Annotated in this window: 10 protein-coding genes; 5 read left to right on the top strand and 5 right to left on the bottom strand. The window is 67.1% G+C overall.

What is annotated here, in order from left to right; all coding sequences use genetic code 11:
- The first annotated feature begins 5 nt into the window (after positions 1–5).
- The gene (locus AB6807_RS10390; RefSeq protein ID WP_371084475.1) at positions 6–6,758 is read left to right on the top strand and encodes a PilC/PilY family type IV pilus protein; all 6,753 of its coding nucleotides are present in this window, start codon (positions 6–8) and stop codon (positions 6,756–6,758) included.
- Positions 6,759–7,198: 440 nt separating this feature from the next.
- Positions 7,199–7,582 (top strand): energy transducer TonB, encoded by a 384-nt coding sequence (locus AB6807_RS10385; protein ID WP_371084474.1) that lies wholly within the window; start codon positions 7,199–7,201, stop codon positions 7,580–7,582.
- 3 nt (positions 7,583–7,585) lie between these two features.
- Here the strand turns inward: AB6807_RS10385 and AB6807_RS10380 are convergent, their stop codons facing one another.
- Positions 7,586–7,921 carry a hypothetical protein gene (locus tag AB6807_RS10380; RefSeq protein WP_116910406.1) on the bottom strand — a complete coding sequence of 112 codons (336 nt, stop codon included), beginning with the start codon at positions 7,919–7,921 and terminating at the stop codon, positions 7,586–7,588.
- Between the two features lie 134 nt (positions 7,922–8,055).
- Here AB6807_RS10380 and AB6807_RS10375 point away from each other — a divergent pair, with 134 nt between their 5' ends.
- Positions 8,056–9,744, top strand: coding sequence for a PglL family O-oligosaccharyltransferase (locus tag AB6807_RS10375; RefSeq protein ID WP_371084473.1), 1,689 nt, complete (start codon positions 8,056–8,058; stop codon positions 9,742–9,744).
- A gap of 10 nt (positions 9,745–9,754) precedes the next feature.
- Here the strand turns inward: AB6807_RS10375 and moaC are convergent, their stop codons facing one another.
- The gene (gene moaC / locus AB6807_RS10370) at positions 9,755–10,246 is read right to left on the bottom strand and encodes a cyclic pyranopterin monophosphate synthase MoaC (protein WP_371084472.1); all 492 of its coding nucleotides are present in this window, start codon (positions 10,244–10,246) and stop codon (positions 9,755–9,757) included.
- A 111-nt stretch (positions 10,247–10,357) separates the two neighbouring features.
- On the opposite strand from moaC, the gene AB6807_RS10365 reads away from it, so the two are divergent.
- Positions 10,358–11,932, top strand: coding sequence for a M48 family metalloprotease (locus AB6807_RS10365; protein WP_116910404.1), 1,575 nt, complete (start codon positions 10,358–10,360; stop codon positions 11,930–11,932).
- A gap of 44 nt (positions 11,933–11,976) precedes the next feature.
- Here AB6807_RS10365 and AB6807_RS10360 read toward each other — a convergent pair whose 3' ends face one another.
- From AB6807_RS10360 to AB6807_RS10350, 3 genes are all read right to left on the bottom strand, one after another.
- A complete protein-coding gene (locus AB6807_RS10360; protein ID WP_116910403.1) occupies positions 11,977–12,330 on the bottom strand; it encodes a phage holin family protein in 354 nt (117 codons plus the stop codon).
- An 85-nt stretch (positions 12,331–12,415) separates the two neighbouring features.
- Positions 12,416–12,880: a hypothetical protein gene (locus AB6807_RS10355; RefSeq protein WP_116910402.1), complete on the bottom strand. Its 465-nt coding sequence runs from the start codon at positions 12,878–12,880 to the stop codon at positions 12,416–12,418.
- A gap of 72 nt (positions 12,881–12,952) precedes the next feature.
- The gene (locus AB6807_RS10350; protein ID WP_116910401.1) at positions 12,953–13,699 is read right to left on the bottom strand and encodes a TerC family protein; all 747 of its coding nucleotides are present in this window, start codon (positions 13,697–13,699) and stop codon (positions 12,953–12,955) included.
- Positions 13,700–14,185: 486 nt separating this feature from the next.
- Here AB6807_RS10350 and AB6807_RS10345 point away from each other — a divergent pair, with 486 nt between their 5' ends.
- The gene (locus AB6807_RS10345) at positions 14,186–14,674 is read left to right on the top strand and encodes a DUF3717 domain-containing protein (RefSeq protein ID WP_371084471.1); all 489 of its coding nucleotides are present in this window, start codon (positions 14,186–14,188) and stop codon (positions 14,672–14,674) included.

The following is a 14,674-nucleotide window of genomic DNA, read 5'->3' as shown; positions in this document are numbered from 1 at the left end:
GGGAAATGAATCGCTCCAAGGTTTTTGCGGTAGCCGTGTCGGCCATCGCCGGCGCGCTCCTGTGGGGGAACGGAGCGTCGACGACCGACGTGCAGGCGGCGCAGACGCAACTGTCCACCGTGCCCGTCGCGGGCACGGGGCAGGCCGTGCCCAAGCCGAACGTGATGCTGCTGATGGATACCTCGCGGTCCATGGCTTTCACGCACATGCCCGACGAGCTGGAGTTTCCCGGCGGCGATCCGAGCTACGAGATGCCCATCGGCTATCGCAGCGCGCAGTGCAACGCGCTGTATTACGACCCGGCCAAGGTGTACGAGGTGCCGCGCGGCGCCGACGGCTACTACCTGGTGAACCCGCCGACCAGTGTCGACTTCGGGGCTGCACGCTACGACTTCTATTCGTCCGGCACGGCAACCACCAACCTGGCCACCAGCTTCAGGGCCTACGACCGCAACACGCGCCAGCTTCAGGTTGCCAATGACGCCGAAGACCCGGCGCAGGCAGCGTACTACTACACGTACGAAGGCACGCAAACCCTGAGGTACGACGCCGCGCCCTGCACCGACATGGAGAGCGTGCGCTTCTCGGGCGTCAACCTGACCCAATCGAATGTCACGGCCAACACCACGGGTGGCCTGTGGCGCCGCAAGCTGGTCACCTCCGGCTCGGGCACCGGCGCGGCCGGGGCCGACGAACGCCGAAATTTCGCGATCTGGTACACCTTCTATCGCACCCGCATGGCGATGGTGAAGAGCAGCATCAGCCTTGCGTTCAACCCGATCAACGACGGCTTCCGCGTCGGCCTGGTCAGCATGAGCCCGCTGCGCGATTCGAGCAATGCCGACAGCGGCGTGAACCCCACCAAGTACCTGGCGATCGACGACTTCAACGACACGCAAAAGGCCGCGTGGTACGCCAAGCTGTACGGACAGACGCCCGATGGCTCGTCGCCGGCGCGCGAAGGCCTAGCCCGGGTGGGCCGCCACTATGCCGGCCGCACCGACGGCATCAACGCCGAGATGACGCCCGACCCGGTGCGCTACACCTGCCAGCAGAACTTCACCATCATGACCACGGACGGTTACTGGAACACCGCGCAGGAAACGCGCGGTCCAGTGGGCGTCGACGGGGTCACGCGCGTGGGCAACCAGGACGGCAACCTCACCTCCAAGACGATCCTGGACCGCTTCGATCCGCTGTTGTATACGCATCGACCCATCTGGGACGGCACCACGACCGGCAGCCGCACGGACAAGACGACGTCGTCGATGAACCGCTACATGCCTTGCGACAGCGGCGAGTTCTTCCGCACGATCTCGGTGGTGTCGCGTGCTACCTCGCAACCGACGCAGCGCACCCAGTCGCTGACGAAGACCACCGAGCAGATCTACGCTTCGACCGTGCAGACCAGCCGCTCCACGACGCAGGACCGAAAGACGACGAGCACGCAAACGCGCGAGAGCCTGCAGAACCTGGCCAGCACACAGCAGCAGACCCGCTCGACGCGCCAGGAACTGCTCACCCGCACGTGGTGGGGCCAGGGCACGCGCAAGGTCTACAAGAGCACTCTGCAGAATCTGCAGACGTCTTCCTACACGCTGAAGTCGCAGACCCAGACCCAGACGCGCACGCGCACGCAGACCCTCACGCAAACGCGCCAGTGGTACACGCAGCAGACGACGACCAAGTCGACGTCGCAGGTCTTGCAGACGAAGAGCCAGATGCAGCAGACCGTCACCACGACGCAGACGTACACGATTCAGCCGTTGCAGAAAACGGTACAACCGTTCCAGCAAACCACGCAGTACCTTCAGTCGACCACGCAGACGCTGGCGTACAACGGCGCGACCGAAACGACGACCCCCGTGCAGTCTTGCACCAGCGCCGGCAATATTTCTTGCCTGACCCTCAGGACGGGCCCGACGCCTGTCGCATCGTGCACTGCGCAGCCGGCTTCCGCCAGCAACAACTGGGTGGCGACGACCTGCACGACGCAGCAGTCCGCTGTGACTGCCGTTCAAAGCTGCACGCCGCAATCGGCCAACTCCGGCAACAACTACGTCAGCGTCGATTGCTCGCGCTCACGAGACACCGGCTTTGTTCCAGCTGCGAGTTGCACCCCGGTGACCGCGAGCGCCAGCAACAGCTGGACGACGGTGAGCTGCTCGCAAAACCGGTCGCAGACGACGAATGTCGCTTCGTGCACCCCCGGTACCGACTCGACCTTTACCCAGACCTTCTGCGATTCCACCTCGATTCCGCCCGTCAAGACCTTCGTGACAGCGTGCACGCCCGGCACCAATCCGTCGACGAAGGCTGTCACCACGTGCGACCCCATCGTCAGTGGCCCTACGCCCGTGGCGAGTTGCACGGCGTCAGGACCGACCTCCGCCAACAACAACACCACGACCACCTGTCCGGCACCGAATACGACCACCACCAAGGTCGCCTCAAAGGCATCGTGCGTGTTCGCGTCGGCAAGCTCGAGCAACAACTTCACGTCCACTTCCTGCAACACCGTCCAGACGACCGCCAGGACCGCTGCAGCCAGTTGCAGCAACAGTGGTGGAAGCTCGCCCAACTTCACCGAAACCGTGTGCGAGACCCCGGTGGAGACCGTGACCCCGACCAAGAACGTTGACACTTGCAACGCGGTGACCCCGACGAGCGCGAACGGCTTCCTGCGGACCTCCTGCGGCGGCACCGCCTACACGGCCTGGACCACCGCGACGAGCTGCGTCGCGCAATCTCCGACTGCCCTCAACAACTTCCTCGAGCGCCAGTGCCAGCAGAGCTCGCCCCCCACCACGATGCGTGTCCAGGCGACCGCGTGCGTGGCAGGCACTGACAGTGCCGGCGTCGTCACCACCTGCACGCCCACGGTCGAGTCCAACGTGCCGGTGTCGTCCTGCGTCCCCAACGCGACCGGTGCGACGGTCGTCACGTGCACCACGGCCGTTACAGGCCCGACGCTGGTCGCCTCGTGCACGCCAGGCGGCGATGCCAGCACCAACTGGGTCATCACGAGCTGCAGCAACGTGGACACGCCCGAAGTCAACGTGGGCACATGCACACCGGTGAATGCCGGCCCCGGCAACGGCAACACCGCCACCTTCTGCAACCAGCACACGGAAACGGTGCCGACCCCGCCCGGCTCCTGCGCCGCCCAGACCGGCAACGCCGGCAACAACTGGGTGACGATCACCTGCCCGGCCGCGGTCACGACCGGACCTACCGGGGTACTGCTGAACAGTTGTACGCCTGTGCCCGCCAGCCTGGCGAACGCGTGGACGGCGACGACCTGCGCGATGAATGGGCCGACGACGCCCGCGCCGGTGGCCAGCTGCACACCCGGCACGTCGGCCAACTTCACCATCACGACGTGCTCGACCAACAACACGCCGGTGACCAACGTGGTTCCCGGAACCTGCTCGGCGCAACAGCCGACGCAAGCCAACGGCTACATGACGATCAACTGCGTGTCCGCGAGCCCGGTTGTCGGCGTGGCTGCCGGCAGTTGCGTGGCCCAGGCGCCAGCCCCGGAAAATGGCTTCAAGCAGATCAGCTGCAACACGGTCACGACGGGGCCGACCTTCGTCGCGCAAGGCACCTGCACGCCTGGCACGAGCGGCAACTTCACCACGACCAGCTGCAACACCGTCAACACAGGCCCGGCCCTGGTCGCCGCCTGCACGGACGGCGTGGACGCCAACTTCAAGGTCACCAGCTGCTCGGTCAATACCTCGCAGCCGCAGCAACTGGCACCAGGCACCGCCTGCACCAGCGAAGCACCGACGAGCGCCAACAACTTCACGCGTACCACCTGCACCGCCACCGATACCACGGTGGGTGTGGCCTCGGGCACTTGCGTGCCCTCGCCGCGCGGCGTGCTGCCCGTGGTGAGCTGCGCCACGGTGACCACCAGCCCGACGCCGGTGGCGGCGTGCACGCCTGGCACGGATTCCAGCTTCCTCACCACCACCTGCACCGCGAACACGCAGGGGCCCGACCGCGTGACGAGTTGCTCGCCGGTCGAGCCGACCGCCAGCAACGGATATACCTCCACCACCTGCGTGTCCATTCCTGGCACCAAGGTTCAGAGCCGCACGCAGACCATCACCGCCACCTATGACGTGAGCGGCGGCACGGCCATCGATTCCAGCGTGCGCAACAAGACGACGGAGGAAACGGACTGGGCGGACGTGGGCAATGTCTGCTACGCCAGCCCCGCCTCACCGCCGGTGGTCGATGTGTCCGGCGCCTGGGGCGGGACGACGACGACCAAGGGCACCGTGACCGGCAGCGGCATCCAGGGCAGCGTCGACTCTCTCGCCGACGTGGCGCAGTACTACTACATCACCGACCTGCGCCCCGGCATGTCGAACGACATTCCGCGCCTGGGCGAAGGCATCGAGGACGACCGCGCACCGTGGCAGCACATGACGACCTTCGTCGTGGGCCTGGGCGTCTCGGGCAACCTGAACTACCAGGAGAACTACAAGAGCGCGACCACGGGCGACTTCTCGAAGATTCGCAGCTACGAGAACACGCCACCGGTCAACTGGCCGATCTGGCCGAACGGCACCAACCTGTCGCAGCTGCAGTACAACGACCCGCGCTCCATCGACGACTTCTGGCACACGGCGGTGAACGGCCGCGGCAAGTACTTCAGCGCGCGCGATCCCCAGTCGGTGGTCGACGGGCTGAAGGAAGCGCTCTCAGGCATCAAGGCGCAAGCCGGTGCCGGCGCGGGTGCATCGGTTTCCAGCCTCACGCCGACCGCGGGCGACAACATCGCCTACACCGGCAGCTTCACCACGCTGGACTGGACCGGCGAATTGCTGGCGCAAGAGGTGGACCTCACGACCGGCAACCTGTCGACGACGGTGAAATGGTCCGGGCGCGGGCTGCTGGACGCCAAGGTGAGCGACGAGTGCGACAACCGGAAGATCTACGCACGCGATCCGGCGACCAACAACCTGGTCGACTTCACCTGGAATACCAGCGCCTGCGACACCACGAGCGGCCTGCCCACCGGCAGCGCCACGACCGGGTTGACCACCGCCATGAAGGCGGCGTTCACCAGCACGGCCATCACCACCGGCCTGAGCCAGTACCCGTTCATGAGCGACGGCAGCTCCGGCACCATCGACCAGCGCAGCGTTACCACTGGCGCGAACCTGGTGAACTACCTGCGTGGCCAGCGCAAGCGGGAAGGCTACGTTTCCAACACCGCCAAGCTCTACCGGGCTCGGGCGCACGTGCTGGGCGACATCGTCAACTCGCAGCCTGCCTACGTGAAGGCCCCCAGCCAGTTCTTCCAGGACGCCGACTACGACGCGTTCAAGACCACGAACAAGGCGCGTACCCCCATGGTGTACGTGGGCGCCAACGACGGCATGCTGCATGCCTTCTACGCGCCGGCCAGCTCCACCGACTCGAACTACGCCAACGCCGGGCAGGAAGCGTGGGCCTTCGTTCCGCAAGTGGTAATGCCCAACATGTGGACGCTGGCCGATATGAACTATGCCGACAAGCACCAGTTCTTCGTCGACGGTTCGCCGATCGCAGGCGACGTGCGCACCGGCGGCCAATGGCGCACGATGGTCGTCGCCGGCCTGGGCCATGGCGGCAACGGCTATTACGCGCTGGACGTCACCAATCCGACGGCGCCCCGTGCGATGTGGGAGTTCAACATGAGCACCGCCTGCGCGACCAATCCGGTCGGCGCGACCTCGGATTGCAACGTGGGGCTGACCTACGGACGCCCGATCATCACCAAGCTGCGCAACGGCACCTGGGTGGTGCTGGTCACTTCGGGCTACAACAACTCGGTCAGCGGCGATGGCCGCGGCTACCTCTACGTGCTCGACGCCGGCACCGGCGCGATCATCCAGCGCATCGCCACCTCGTCGGGGAGCAAGGACACGCCGAGCGGCCTGCGAGAGATCAACATCTTCGTGAACAACTACGCGTTGAACAACACGGCCGAGCGCGCCTACGGTGCCGACTTGCTGGGCAACATCTGGCGCTTCGACATCAACAACGTGCTCGATCCGGCTGGTTTCGAAGCGGCGCTGCTCGCGACGGCGAAGGACAAGAGCGGCAATCCGCAGCCGATCACCACGCGACCGCAATTGGCCGAGGTCAGTGGCACCACCATGGTGTTGACTGCCACCGGGCGGATGCTGTCGACGGACGACCTGACCGATACCAGCGCGCAGACCGTCTACGCGATGCAGGATCCGCTGACGAATGTGGATCCGTCGGTTTACTCCAACCTGAGAACCGAGCTGAGGGGCCTGCAACTGGTACAGACCGGCTCGGGCAGCACGGCGACGCGCACGGTCCAGTGCGCGGCCACCGGCGACGGTGCCTGCACGCAGACCAAGGGTTGGTACATCGACCTGCCCGACACCGGCGAGCGCGTGAACGTGGACATGCAAAGCGTGCTCGGCACCCTGGTGTTCGCATCCAACGTACCGAGCAACACGATGTGCTCGGGCGGTGGCTACAGCTGGCTGAACTATGTCGACCTCATCACGGGCCTGCCGGTCAGCTCCAGCGAGAACCGGGTGACCTCGGTGCCGTTCTTCGGCAATTCCGTGGTGGTGGGCCTTGGCATCCTCGGACTGCCGAACGGCACGTTCCGGGCCCTGGGACGCGATGCGTCGGGTGTCCCCCTGTCGGTGGGCATCCCCGTCGGCAGCCCGCCACCGCAGGGCAAGCGGGTCAGCTGGCGCGAGCTGGTGCGTTGAGTTTGCTCCCGGCGCCGCGCCGGTCCCTGTCCGCCGCGGTGCTGGGGTCGGTCGTCTTGCACGCGGCGCTGCTGTATGCGGCATGGCCACGGCCGCCGGTGGCGTCGCAGTCGAAGGTACAGGTGATAGAGGCGCGGTTGCTACCGATGCCTGCTGCCCCGGCCGCGATGCTGGTCAGCGCGCCGCCGCCGGACCTGCCGGTGCCTGCGCCGGAGGCAGAGCCACAGCCACAGCCTGTGAAAGAAGCCAGCGAACCGAGCCCTCGGTTGCCTGCTCGCGAGGCGGCTGCTGCGCCGGTGCCCGAAGCACCGACACCGACACCGACACCGACACCGACACCGACACCGACACCGACACCGACACCGACACAACCGGCAAGGAGCACACCTGCCGAGTCACCTGCCGCTGCTGCCGTCGAATCGACGCCCCAGTCCGCACCCATGCAACCCGAGGTCGGCGTGGTCGCGTCTGCGAGCGCTGCCGCGGCCTACCTGCCTGCCTCTGAACTCGATCCGCCGCCGCGCCCGCTCACCGAGATCCGCCTGGCGTATCCGCCGAGCGCCGGCATCCGCACGGGCGAAGTGGTGTTGGAGCTGTTGATCGGCAGCAGCGGCGCCGTGGAGAACGTCAAGGTCATCGAGGCGACGCCGCCCGGGATGTTCGAGGCCTCGGCCATCGGTGCCTTCGTCAGCACGCGTTTTTCGCCGGGCATGCGTGCCGGTGTGCCTACGGCGGCGCGCATGCGGGTGGCGGTGCAGTTCAGCGCCACAGGCATGGCGGTTTCCGGAGCGGACGCGCCGCTGCAGGCCCCGCCCTCACGTTGAAACTCAGAACTTCTTGAAGCAGCCGGGCGCGCCCAGTTCCTTGAGTTGCGCGCAGGGCATCACGCGGGTGGTGTTGGCCTGGTCGTCATAGAAGACGATGCCGAAGTCGGCGTTCTTGCCGCTGCACCGCACGTTCCATACCGCCGCCTTGTCCAGCAGCCCCTGGAAGAACACGCGCTGCACGGCGGGGCACTGTGCGCCGCTTTGCTGAACCAGCGTGGAGATGAAGTTGCGGCGCCCGTTCTCGGACATCGCATCGACCTTGTCGCTGAGCGTGTTGGCGAAAGCGGCATGGGAGAGGAGAGCAAAGAGGCTTGCCGCGAATAGAGACTTCTGCATTTCAGGCCCTGGCAGGAAAAACTTTCGGATCATACAAACGAACGCCGGTTTCTCGGCTCGCCGATCGAGCCGCTCGTGTTGTTGCTGGTGAAGCGTTAGACGCCTGTTCGGCGTGGCACTGCACAATTCCGCCAATGCCCTTCTCCAGCGCGGCGCTGATCGCCCTTCCTTTCCTGGCGCCGTGGGTGGCCGGCCCGTCCGTCAATGTCTGGCAGCTCCTTTGCACCTGGGCTTGCATCGCGTTCCTGCTCTGCGCGGGCGATGCCCGTGGCAACGTGCCCAGCCGCCGCGTGCTGTGCTGGCTCTTGCTCTGCGCAATTTGCATCGCGGCATTCCGCGGCGAGGCGGGCTACTGGCTCCCCGCCTGCGTCGTGATGGTGACCGTCGCATTGGCAGCCACGGTGGGCGCGCGCATGCCGAGCGTCGCTCAAGGGCAAGGGCAAGGGCGAGGGGGAGCCGCCCTGGCCTGGGGCATCCTCGCCGCGGGCCTCCTCAGCGCCGTCCTTGGCCTCCTCCAGTACTACGGCCTCGCCGACCCTCTCGTCCCCTGGACCACCTCTCCCGCCCTGGGCCAGGCCTACGGCAACCTGCGCCAGCGCAACCAGTTCGCCACGCTGATCAGCATGGCCTGGGTCGCGGCACTGTGGCTCTACGCCACCAATCCATCGCCGCGCACGCGACGCGCCCTGGTCGCCGCGGCGCTGCTGCTCCTGGTCGCCGCGGCCGCCTCGACTTCGCGCACAGGCCTGCTGCAGTTGCTGTCGATCATCGGCGTGGCCAGCTTCATCGCCAGGCGGGAGCGCCGCCAGGGCTGGCGCACGCAGGCAGGCGCGGCCTCACACCTGCGGCTGCCCTCGCCGCTGCTCCTGCTGTCGATCATCCCGCTCTACTTCCTCGTCGCCTGGACGCTGCCCCAACTGGTCCAATTGATGGCCGGCGGCAGCGGCGCCGGCGTCGAAAGCATGCTCCAGCGCCTGCAGACCGGCGCGCCCGACGACCACGGCCGGCTGATCCTCTGGCACAACGTGCTCACGCTGATCGGCGAGCGCCCCTGGACCGGCTGGGGCTGGGGCGAGCTCAGCTTTGCGCACTACAGCACCCAGTACCCCGGCGCGCGCTTCGTCGAGATCCTGGACAACGCGCACAACCTGCCGCTGCACCTGGCCGTGGAGCTGGGCATTCCCGCCGCGGTGCTGATCTGCGGCGGCTTCCTGTGGCTGGTGCTGGCCGCGCGGCCCTGGCAAGAGCGCGACCCGACCCGGCTCATGGCCTGGGGCATGCTGGGCGCGATCGTGCTGCACAGCCTGCTCGAATATCCGCTCTGGTACGGGCCGTTCCAGCTGGTCTTCGGGCTGTGCCTGGGCGTGCTGTGGCCGGGCAAGGCTGGCGCGGCGGTGCGGCCGGCGCTGTCCTCGCTGGCCGCGGGCGTGCTGTTGCTGGTGGTCGCGTGCGCCAGTTGGGACTACGTTCGTGTGAGCCAGGTCTACCTGCCGCGCGACGAACGGCTTCCGGCCTACGAGGACGACACGCTCGCCAAGGTGCGCGGAACCTGGCTGTTCGCCCGCCAGGCCGAATTCGCGGAGCTGACGCTGACCACCGTCACGCGCGCCAACGCGGCCGAGATGCATGCGATGGCGCTGCGGGTGATCCACTTTTCGCCGGAGCCGCGGGTCATCGTCAAGTTGATCGAAAGTGCCGAGATGCTCGGCCTCGAGGACGAGGCCAGGGCGCAGGCGGCGCGCTTCAGCGATGCGTTTCCGAAGGAGTTCGCGCACTGGCTGAAAGGCGCACCAGCAAGGCCCGCGGAAGCGTCCGCGCCGTAGCCGCAGGGCGCTACGCGGCGGGGCCCACCGTCCAGCTGCCCGACTTGCCCCCGTGCTTTTCCAGCACATGCACGTCGGTGATCCGCATCCCCCGGTCGACCGCCTTGCACATGTCGTAGATGGTCAGGAGTGCCACCTGCACGGCGGTGAGCGCCTCCATTTCCACGCCGGTCGGCCCCACGGTCTCGACGGTGGCCGTGCATGCCACCTGCGGCGTGTTGCCCGCGTCGGCCAGCGCGAACGCCACCGCCACGCGGGTGAGCGCCAGCGGATGGCACAGGGGAATCAGGTCGCTGGTCTTCTTGGCGGCCTGGATGCCGGCAATGCGCGCGATGCCGAGCACGTCGCCCTTCTTGGCGGTGCCCGACTCGATCAGCGCCAGCGTGGCGGCCTGCATCTCGATGCGCCCGGTGGCCACGGCCACGCGGTGGGTGGCGGGCTTGCCGGCGACGTCGACCATGTGGGCCTGCCCCTGCGCGTCGAAATGGGTGAGAGAGCTCATGGCGGACAAGTGACGGACAAGTGGCCGAAAAGTGCCGTACGGCTTGCGCACGGGGGTGGTTGAACGATCGGTTCGAAGGTGCATCATACGAGCCCGAGCCACTGACGAGGAATGCCGCGCTTGACTCCCGAACGCCCCCGAAAACGCCAGCCGGCGACCGCGCTGCGGCCGCTGTGCACGGCCTTCCTGATCGCTTCGCAGGCGCTGCTGCCCGCCCCTGCGCTGGCGCAGATGCAACAGATCCAGCAGGTGCTGCCCGGCATGGGCGACGGCGGCGAAATGACGGCCAGCGCCGAACGCCACCTGGGCGACCAGATTGCCCGCGAGCTGTACCGCGACACCGACTACATCGACGACCCGGTCATCGCGGCCTACGTGCAGGAGATCTGGCAGCGCCTGCTGGCCGCCGCGCGCACCCGTGGCGAGCTCACGCCCGAGCTCGACGAGCGCTTTGCCTGGACCATCCTGCTGGGGCGCGACCGCAACATCAACGCCTTCGCGCTGCCCGGCGGCTACCTGGGGCTGAACCTGGGGCTGGTCGCCACGGTGGGCAGCCGCGACGAGCTGGCCACGGTGCTGGGCCACGAGCTCTCGCACGTCACGCAGCGCCACATCTCTCGCATGATGGACAAGCAGGGCAAGCAGATGCCGCTGATGATCGCAGGGCTCATCCTCGGGATGATCGCCGCCGGCCGAAGCCGCAGCGGCGACGCCGGGCAGGCCGTGATGATGGGCAGCCAGGCGATGTTCGCGCAGAACCAGCTGAACTTCTCGCGCGACATGGAGCGCGAGGCCGACCGCATCGGCTTCGGCGTGATGACGCAGGCGGGCTTTGCGCCGCAGGGCGCCGCCGCCATGTTCGAGAAGCTGCAGTACGCCTCGCGCCTGAACGACAACGGCTCGTTTCCCTACCTGCGCAGCCACCCGCTGACCACCGAGCGCATCTCCGACATGCAGGGCCGCTTCCAGTTCCGCATGGACACGGTGCCGCCGCTGCCGCTGGCCATGGACCACGCCATGATCGCCTCGCGCGCCCGCGTGCTGACGCGCCCCGGCGTCGATGTGCTTCGCCAGTGGATCGACGCGGCCAACAGCGGCGAGTTCGCGAAAAGCTCCCCTGCCCAGCAGGCCGGCACGCTGTACGCGGCCGCGCTGTCGGCCAAGGAAATGCGCGAGTACAAGACCGCCCGCGCGATGGCCGAGCGCCTGACGGCGCGCACGGCCGAGAACCCCGCCGCGGCGAAGCAGGCGCGCTGGCTCGGCGCGGAGATCGAGCTGGCTGCGGGCGCGGCGCCCAAGGCGGCCGCGCTGCTGGACCCCAAGTCGAAGGAACGCCCGGAGATGCTGTTGGCCGCCGAAGCCGCGACCGCCATGCACCAGCCCGCACCGATGATTCCGGTGCTGCGCGACTGGGTGGCCGCCACGCCGCGCGATGCCACCGTGTGGCGCGCGCTCGGCAACCTCTACGGCGCCGAGGGCGACACGCTGCGCGCGGTGCGTGCCGATGCGGAAGCCAACGTCGCCATCCTCGACTACCCGGCCGCGCGCGACCGCTTCAAGGCCGCGCAGGAGCTGGTGCGCCAGTCGAAGGTGGTCGATCACTACGAGGCGTCGATCATCGATACGCGCGCGCGGGCGGTGGAGGCGTTGGTGAAGGAACAGGCGGCAGAGCCGCCTCTTAAATAAGCGCTGCGGCGGAGCCGCTTCTTAAATGAGCGCCACGGCGGAGCTCAGCGCTTGGACAGCAGCCCGCCCACCGCGGACTCGATCACCAGCCCCAGCAGCGAATACAGCAGCGAGCCGATCAGCGCGGCCACGAAGCCGTTGACGTGGAAGCCGCCCAGCAGCCCCGACGCGGCCCAGAACAGCAGCGCGTTGATCACGAACAGGAAGAGCCCGAGCGTGACGATGGTGACGGGCAGCGTCAGCACCACCAGCACCGGCCGCACGATCATGTTGAGCAGGCCGATGACCGCGGCCGCGATCAGCGCGGAGCCGAAGCTGTTGACCTGGACACCGCTGTAGAGATAAGCCACCGCCAGCAGCGCGACAGCGCTGAGCAGCCATTTGATGATGATGCGCATGCGGCGCAGGATACCGCAGGGCCTGAAAAACAACGAGCCCCGGTGCGTTGCCGCACCGGGGCTCGTCGAGGGGTAACTTGCCGTGTTACTCGGCCAGCTCGTTCGCCAGCACCAGCAACGCACCCATGCCCATCACGGCGCCGGGAAAGGCCCAGCCCGTCTGGTGGGCCGGCTTCTGCTCGGGCGTGACCGGCTCCAGGTCGACACCGATCTTCGGGCGGCGCGCATCGACCACGTGCACCGCGGCGTGCTCGCGCTTGAGCTGCGCCGTGAGCTCGGTCAGCGGGCCCTTGGCCAGCACCGGGGTCACCTGGCCGCCGTTGCGCTCCAGCAGCGGCAGCATCTGCGCCTGCACCTTGCTGAACCACTTGGCGCGCCAGTTCTCGCGCGCGCTGTGGCTCACCCACTTGCTGATGCGATGCGTCATGCGCGGCGCGCAGGCCACGAGCACCCAATGGCGCGCCACGACGTTGTTCGCGTCCGGCGCAAGTTCGGCGAACTGCTCACTGGCGTAAGTGACGTCGTCGACATAAAGAATGATCTTTTCCATGGTGTGCTCCTTCAGGTAGTTAGAGTGACAGAGGCTCTGCGGGGCAGGAAGTTTCTCGAAAGGCCCTGCGGCTCAGTCGGCGGCCACGGCCGTGGCCGGCTTGTTGCGCGCATTGCGTGCGGCCGCCCACTTGCCCAGGGCCAGCACCAGCAGCGCACCGGCAATGCCGGCACCGTACTTGACGACGTCGGTCTGCGGCACCTTGGGTACCCAGGTCCAGGCGGCGGTGTTCGCCAGCGCGGGGTCGGACATGGCCATCGTGCCGGCGATCCAGCCCAGCAGCATGCCGCCCAGCGTGATGATCATCGGGAACTTGTCCATCAGCTTGATGACCAGCTGGCTGCCCCACACGATGATCGGGATGCTCACCAGCAGGCCGAAGATCACGAGCGGCATCTGGTGGCCTTCGCCCGCACCCTGTGCGGCGCCGGCGATGGCGATGACGTTGTCCACGCTCATCACCAGGTCGGCAATGATCACGGTCTTCACGGCACCCCACAGCTTGTCGCTGCCGGAGATGTTGCCGTGCGCGTCGTCGTGCTCGGGTGCCAGCAGCTTCATGCCGATCCACACCAGCAGGATGGCGCCGACCAGCTTCAGGAACGGAATGGCCAGCAGCGTGAGCGCGAAGAAGATCAGGATGACGCGCAGGATGATGGCGCCGGCGGTGCCCCAAAGAATGCCCTTGGTGCGTTGGTGCGCGGGCAGCTTGCGGCAGGCCAGCGCAATGACGACGGCGTTGTCGCCGCCGAGCAGGATGTCGATCATGATGATCTGACCGACTGCGACCCAGAATTCCGGGGCCATGAACATTTCCATAAGTTCCTCTTTGTCTTCGCGCCCCTGTCTCTCCCTTCAGGGGTGACGACGGAAGGCGCATGCCGATGCGTTTCGATTCATCCTGCGCGGGGAGGATCGAAAGCGGGGGTGAAGACCGGGGGGACCGGGAGCTTGCGAACGCTTCGACCAAACCTGCACAGGTTCAAATCGAAGGTCTTGCTCGACAGCGCGCGCGCGAGTGCACGTTCGTTGTCCGACAGGCCGGAAGTGTTTTGCTTCGTATTGACGACCTGGCGATTCGCGCTGCCGTGGACAGCGGTCGGGAGCTACTCCCCTTCGTGGGGCGGATTAAAGCATCGAAGCCCGCGCCGGCGCAATCGAAAGTTTTCAGGGGCTTGAAGAGAACCCTTTGGAAACGCCGATGAACAGTGGCTGCATCGCTATTTTTTTCATAGCGATCTTGCCCCTTCGGCGCTTCGGGACTTTGCCGGACTATGATCGCCGTCCGCTGTTTTTTCACGTTCCATGGCCGCCATACACATCACCGACATCGAGGCCGCCATCAACCACTGGCGCGAGAAGACGCCCTCGCCCGACGGGGTCACGCTCGGCCCTGAATTGCGCGCGCTGGCCGAGGTGTACGCGCTCATGGTCTTCCATCACGAGGACGAGGTCGCCGAGCTCGGCTTTCCGCCCAAGGCCTGGGCCGCCTGGATGGCCTGGTACGAAAGCACGCCCGACACGCCCTGCATCGCGATCTGCTCCACCAGCCAGGGCGACGACGAGTGCAAGGGCTGCGGACGCAGCTTCGACGAGGTGCAGCTCTGGCCCGCCATGACCCCGGTCGAAAAGCGCGCCACGTGGCGCCGCATCACGATGGAAGACTCGGCCTGGCGCTTCAATCGCTACGCCGAACGGGCGCGCGAGACGCGCGAGACGCGCGAAGAAGGCACGTCGCCCGCTGCCGCCGAGCCCGAGTTCGACCCCGACGACGAAAAGAACTGGGCGCCCTGA

This window comes from Variovorax sp. RCC_210 (assembly GCF_041355175.1).
In the GTDB taxonomy this organism is placed as follows: Bacteria; Pseudomonadota; Gammaproteobacteria; order Burkholderiales; family Burkholderiaceae_C; genus Variovorax.
Note: the sequence above shows the minus strand (reverse complement) of the source record. Positions and strands in the feature narration are given on the sequence as shown.

Bases quoted from the DNA above. Each gene is read 5' to 3' on its own strand.
- AB6807_RS10390 (WP_371084475.1), top strand. From the start codon at position 6: ATGAATCGCTCCAAGGTTTTTGCGGTAGCCGTGTCGGCCATCGCCGGC.
- AB6807_RS10385 (WP_371084474.1), top strand. From the start codon at position 7,199: ATGCAACCCGAGGTCGGCGTGGTCGCGTCTGCGAGCGCTGCCGCGGCC.
- AB6807_RS10380 (WP_116910406.1), bottom strand. From the start codon at position 7,921: ATGCAGAAGTCTCTATTCGCGGCAAGCCTCTTTGCTCTCCTCTCCCAT.
- AB6807_RS10375 (WP_371084473.1), top strand. From the start codon at position 8,056: ATGCCCTTCTCCAGCGCGGCGCTGATCGCCCTTCCTTTCCTGGCGCCG.
- moaC (WP_371084472.1), bottom strand. From the start codon at position 10,246: ATGAGCTCTCTCACCCATTTCGACGCGCAGGGGCAGGCCCACATGGTC.
- AB6807_RS10365 (WP_116910404.1), top strand. From the start codon at position 10,358: ATGCCGCGCTTGACTCCCGAACGCCCCCGAAAACGCCAGCCGGCGACC.
- AB6807_RS10360 (WP_116910403.1), bottom strand. From the start codon at position 12,330: ATGCGCATCATCATCAAATGGCTGCTCAGCGCTGTCGCGCTGCTGGCG.
- AB6807_RS10355 (WP_116910402.1), bottom strand. From the start codon at position 12,880: ATGGAAAAGATCATTCTTTATGTCGACGACGTCACTTACGCCAGTGAG.
- AB6807_RS10350 (WP_116910401.1), bottom strand. From the start codon at position 13,699: ATGGAAATGTTCATGGCCCCGGAATTCTGGGTCGCAGTCGGTCAGATC.
- AB6807_RS10345 (WP_371084471.1), top strand. From the start codon at position 14,186: ATGGCCGCCATACACATCACCGACATCGAGGCCGCCATCAACCACTGG.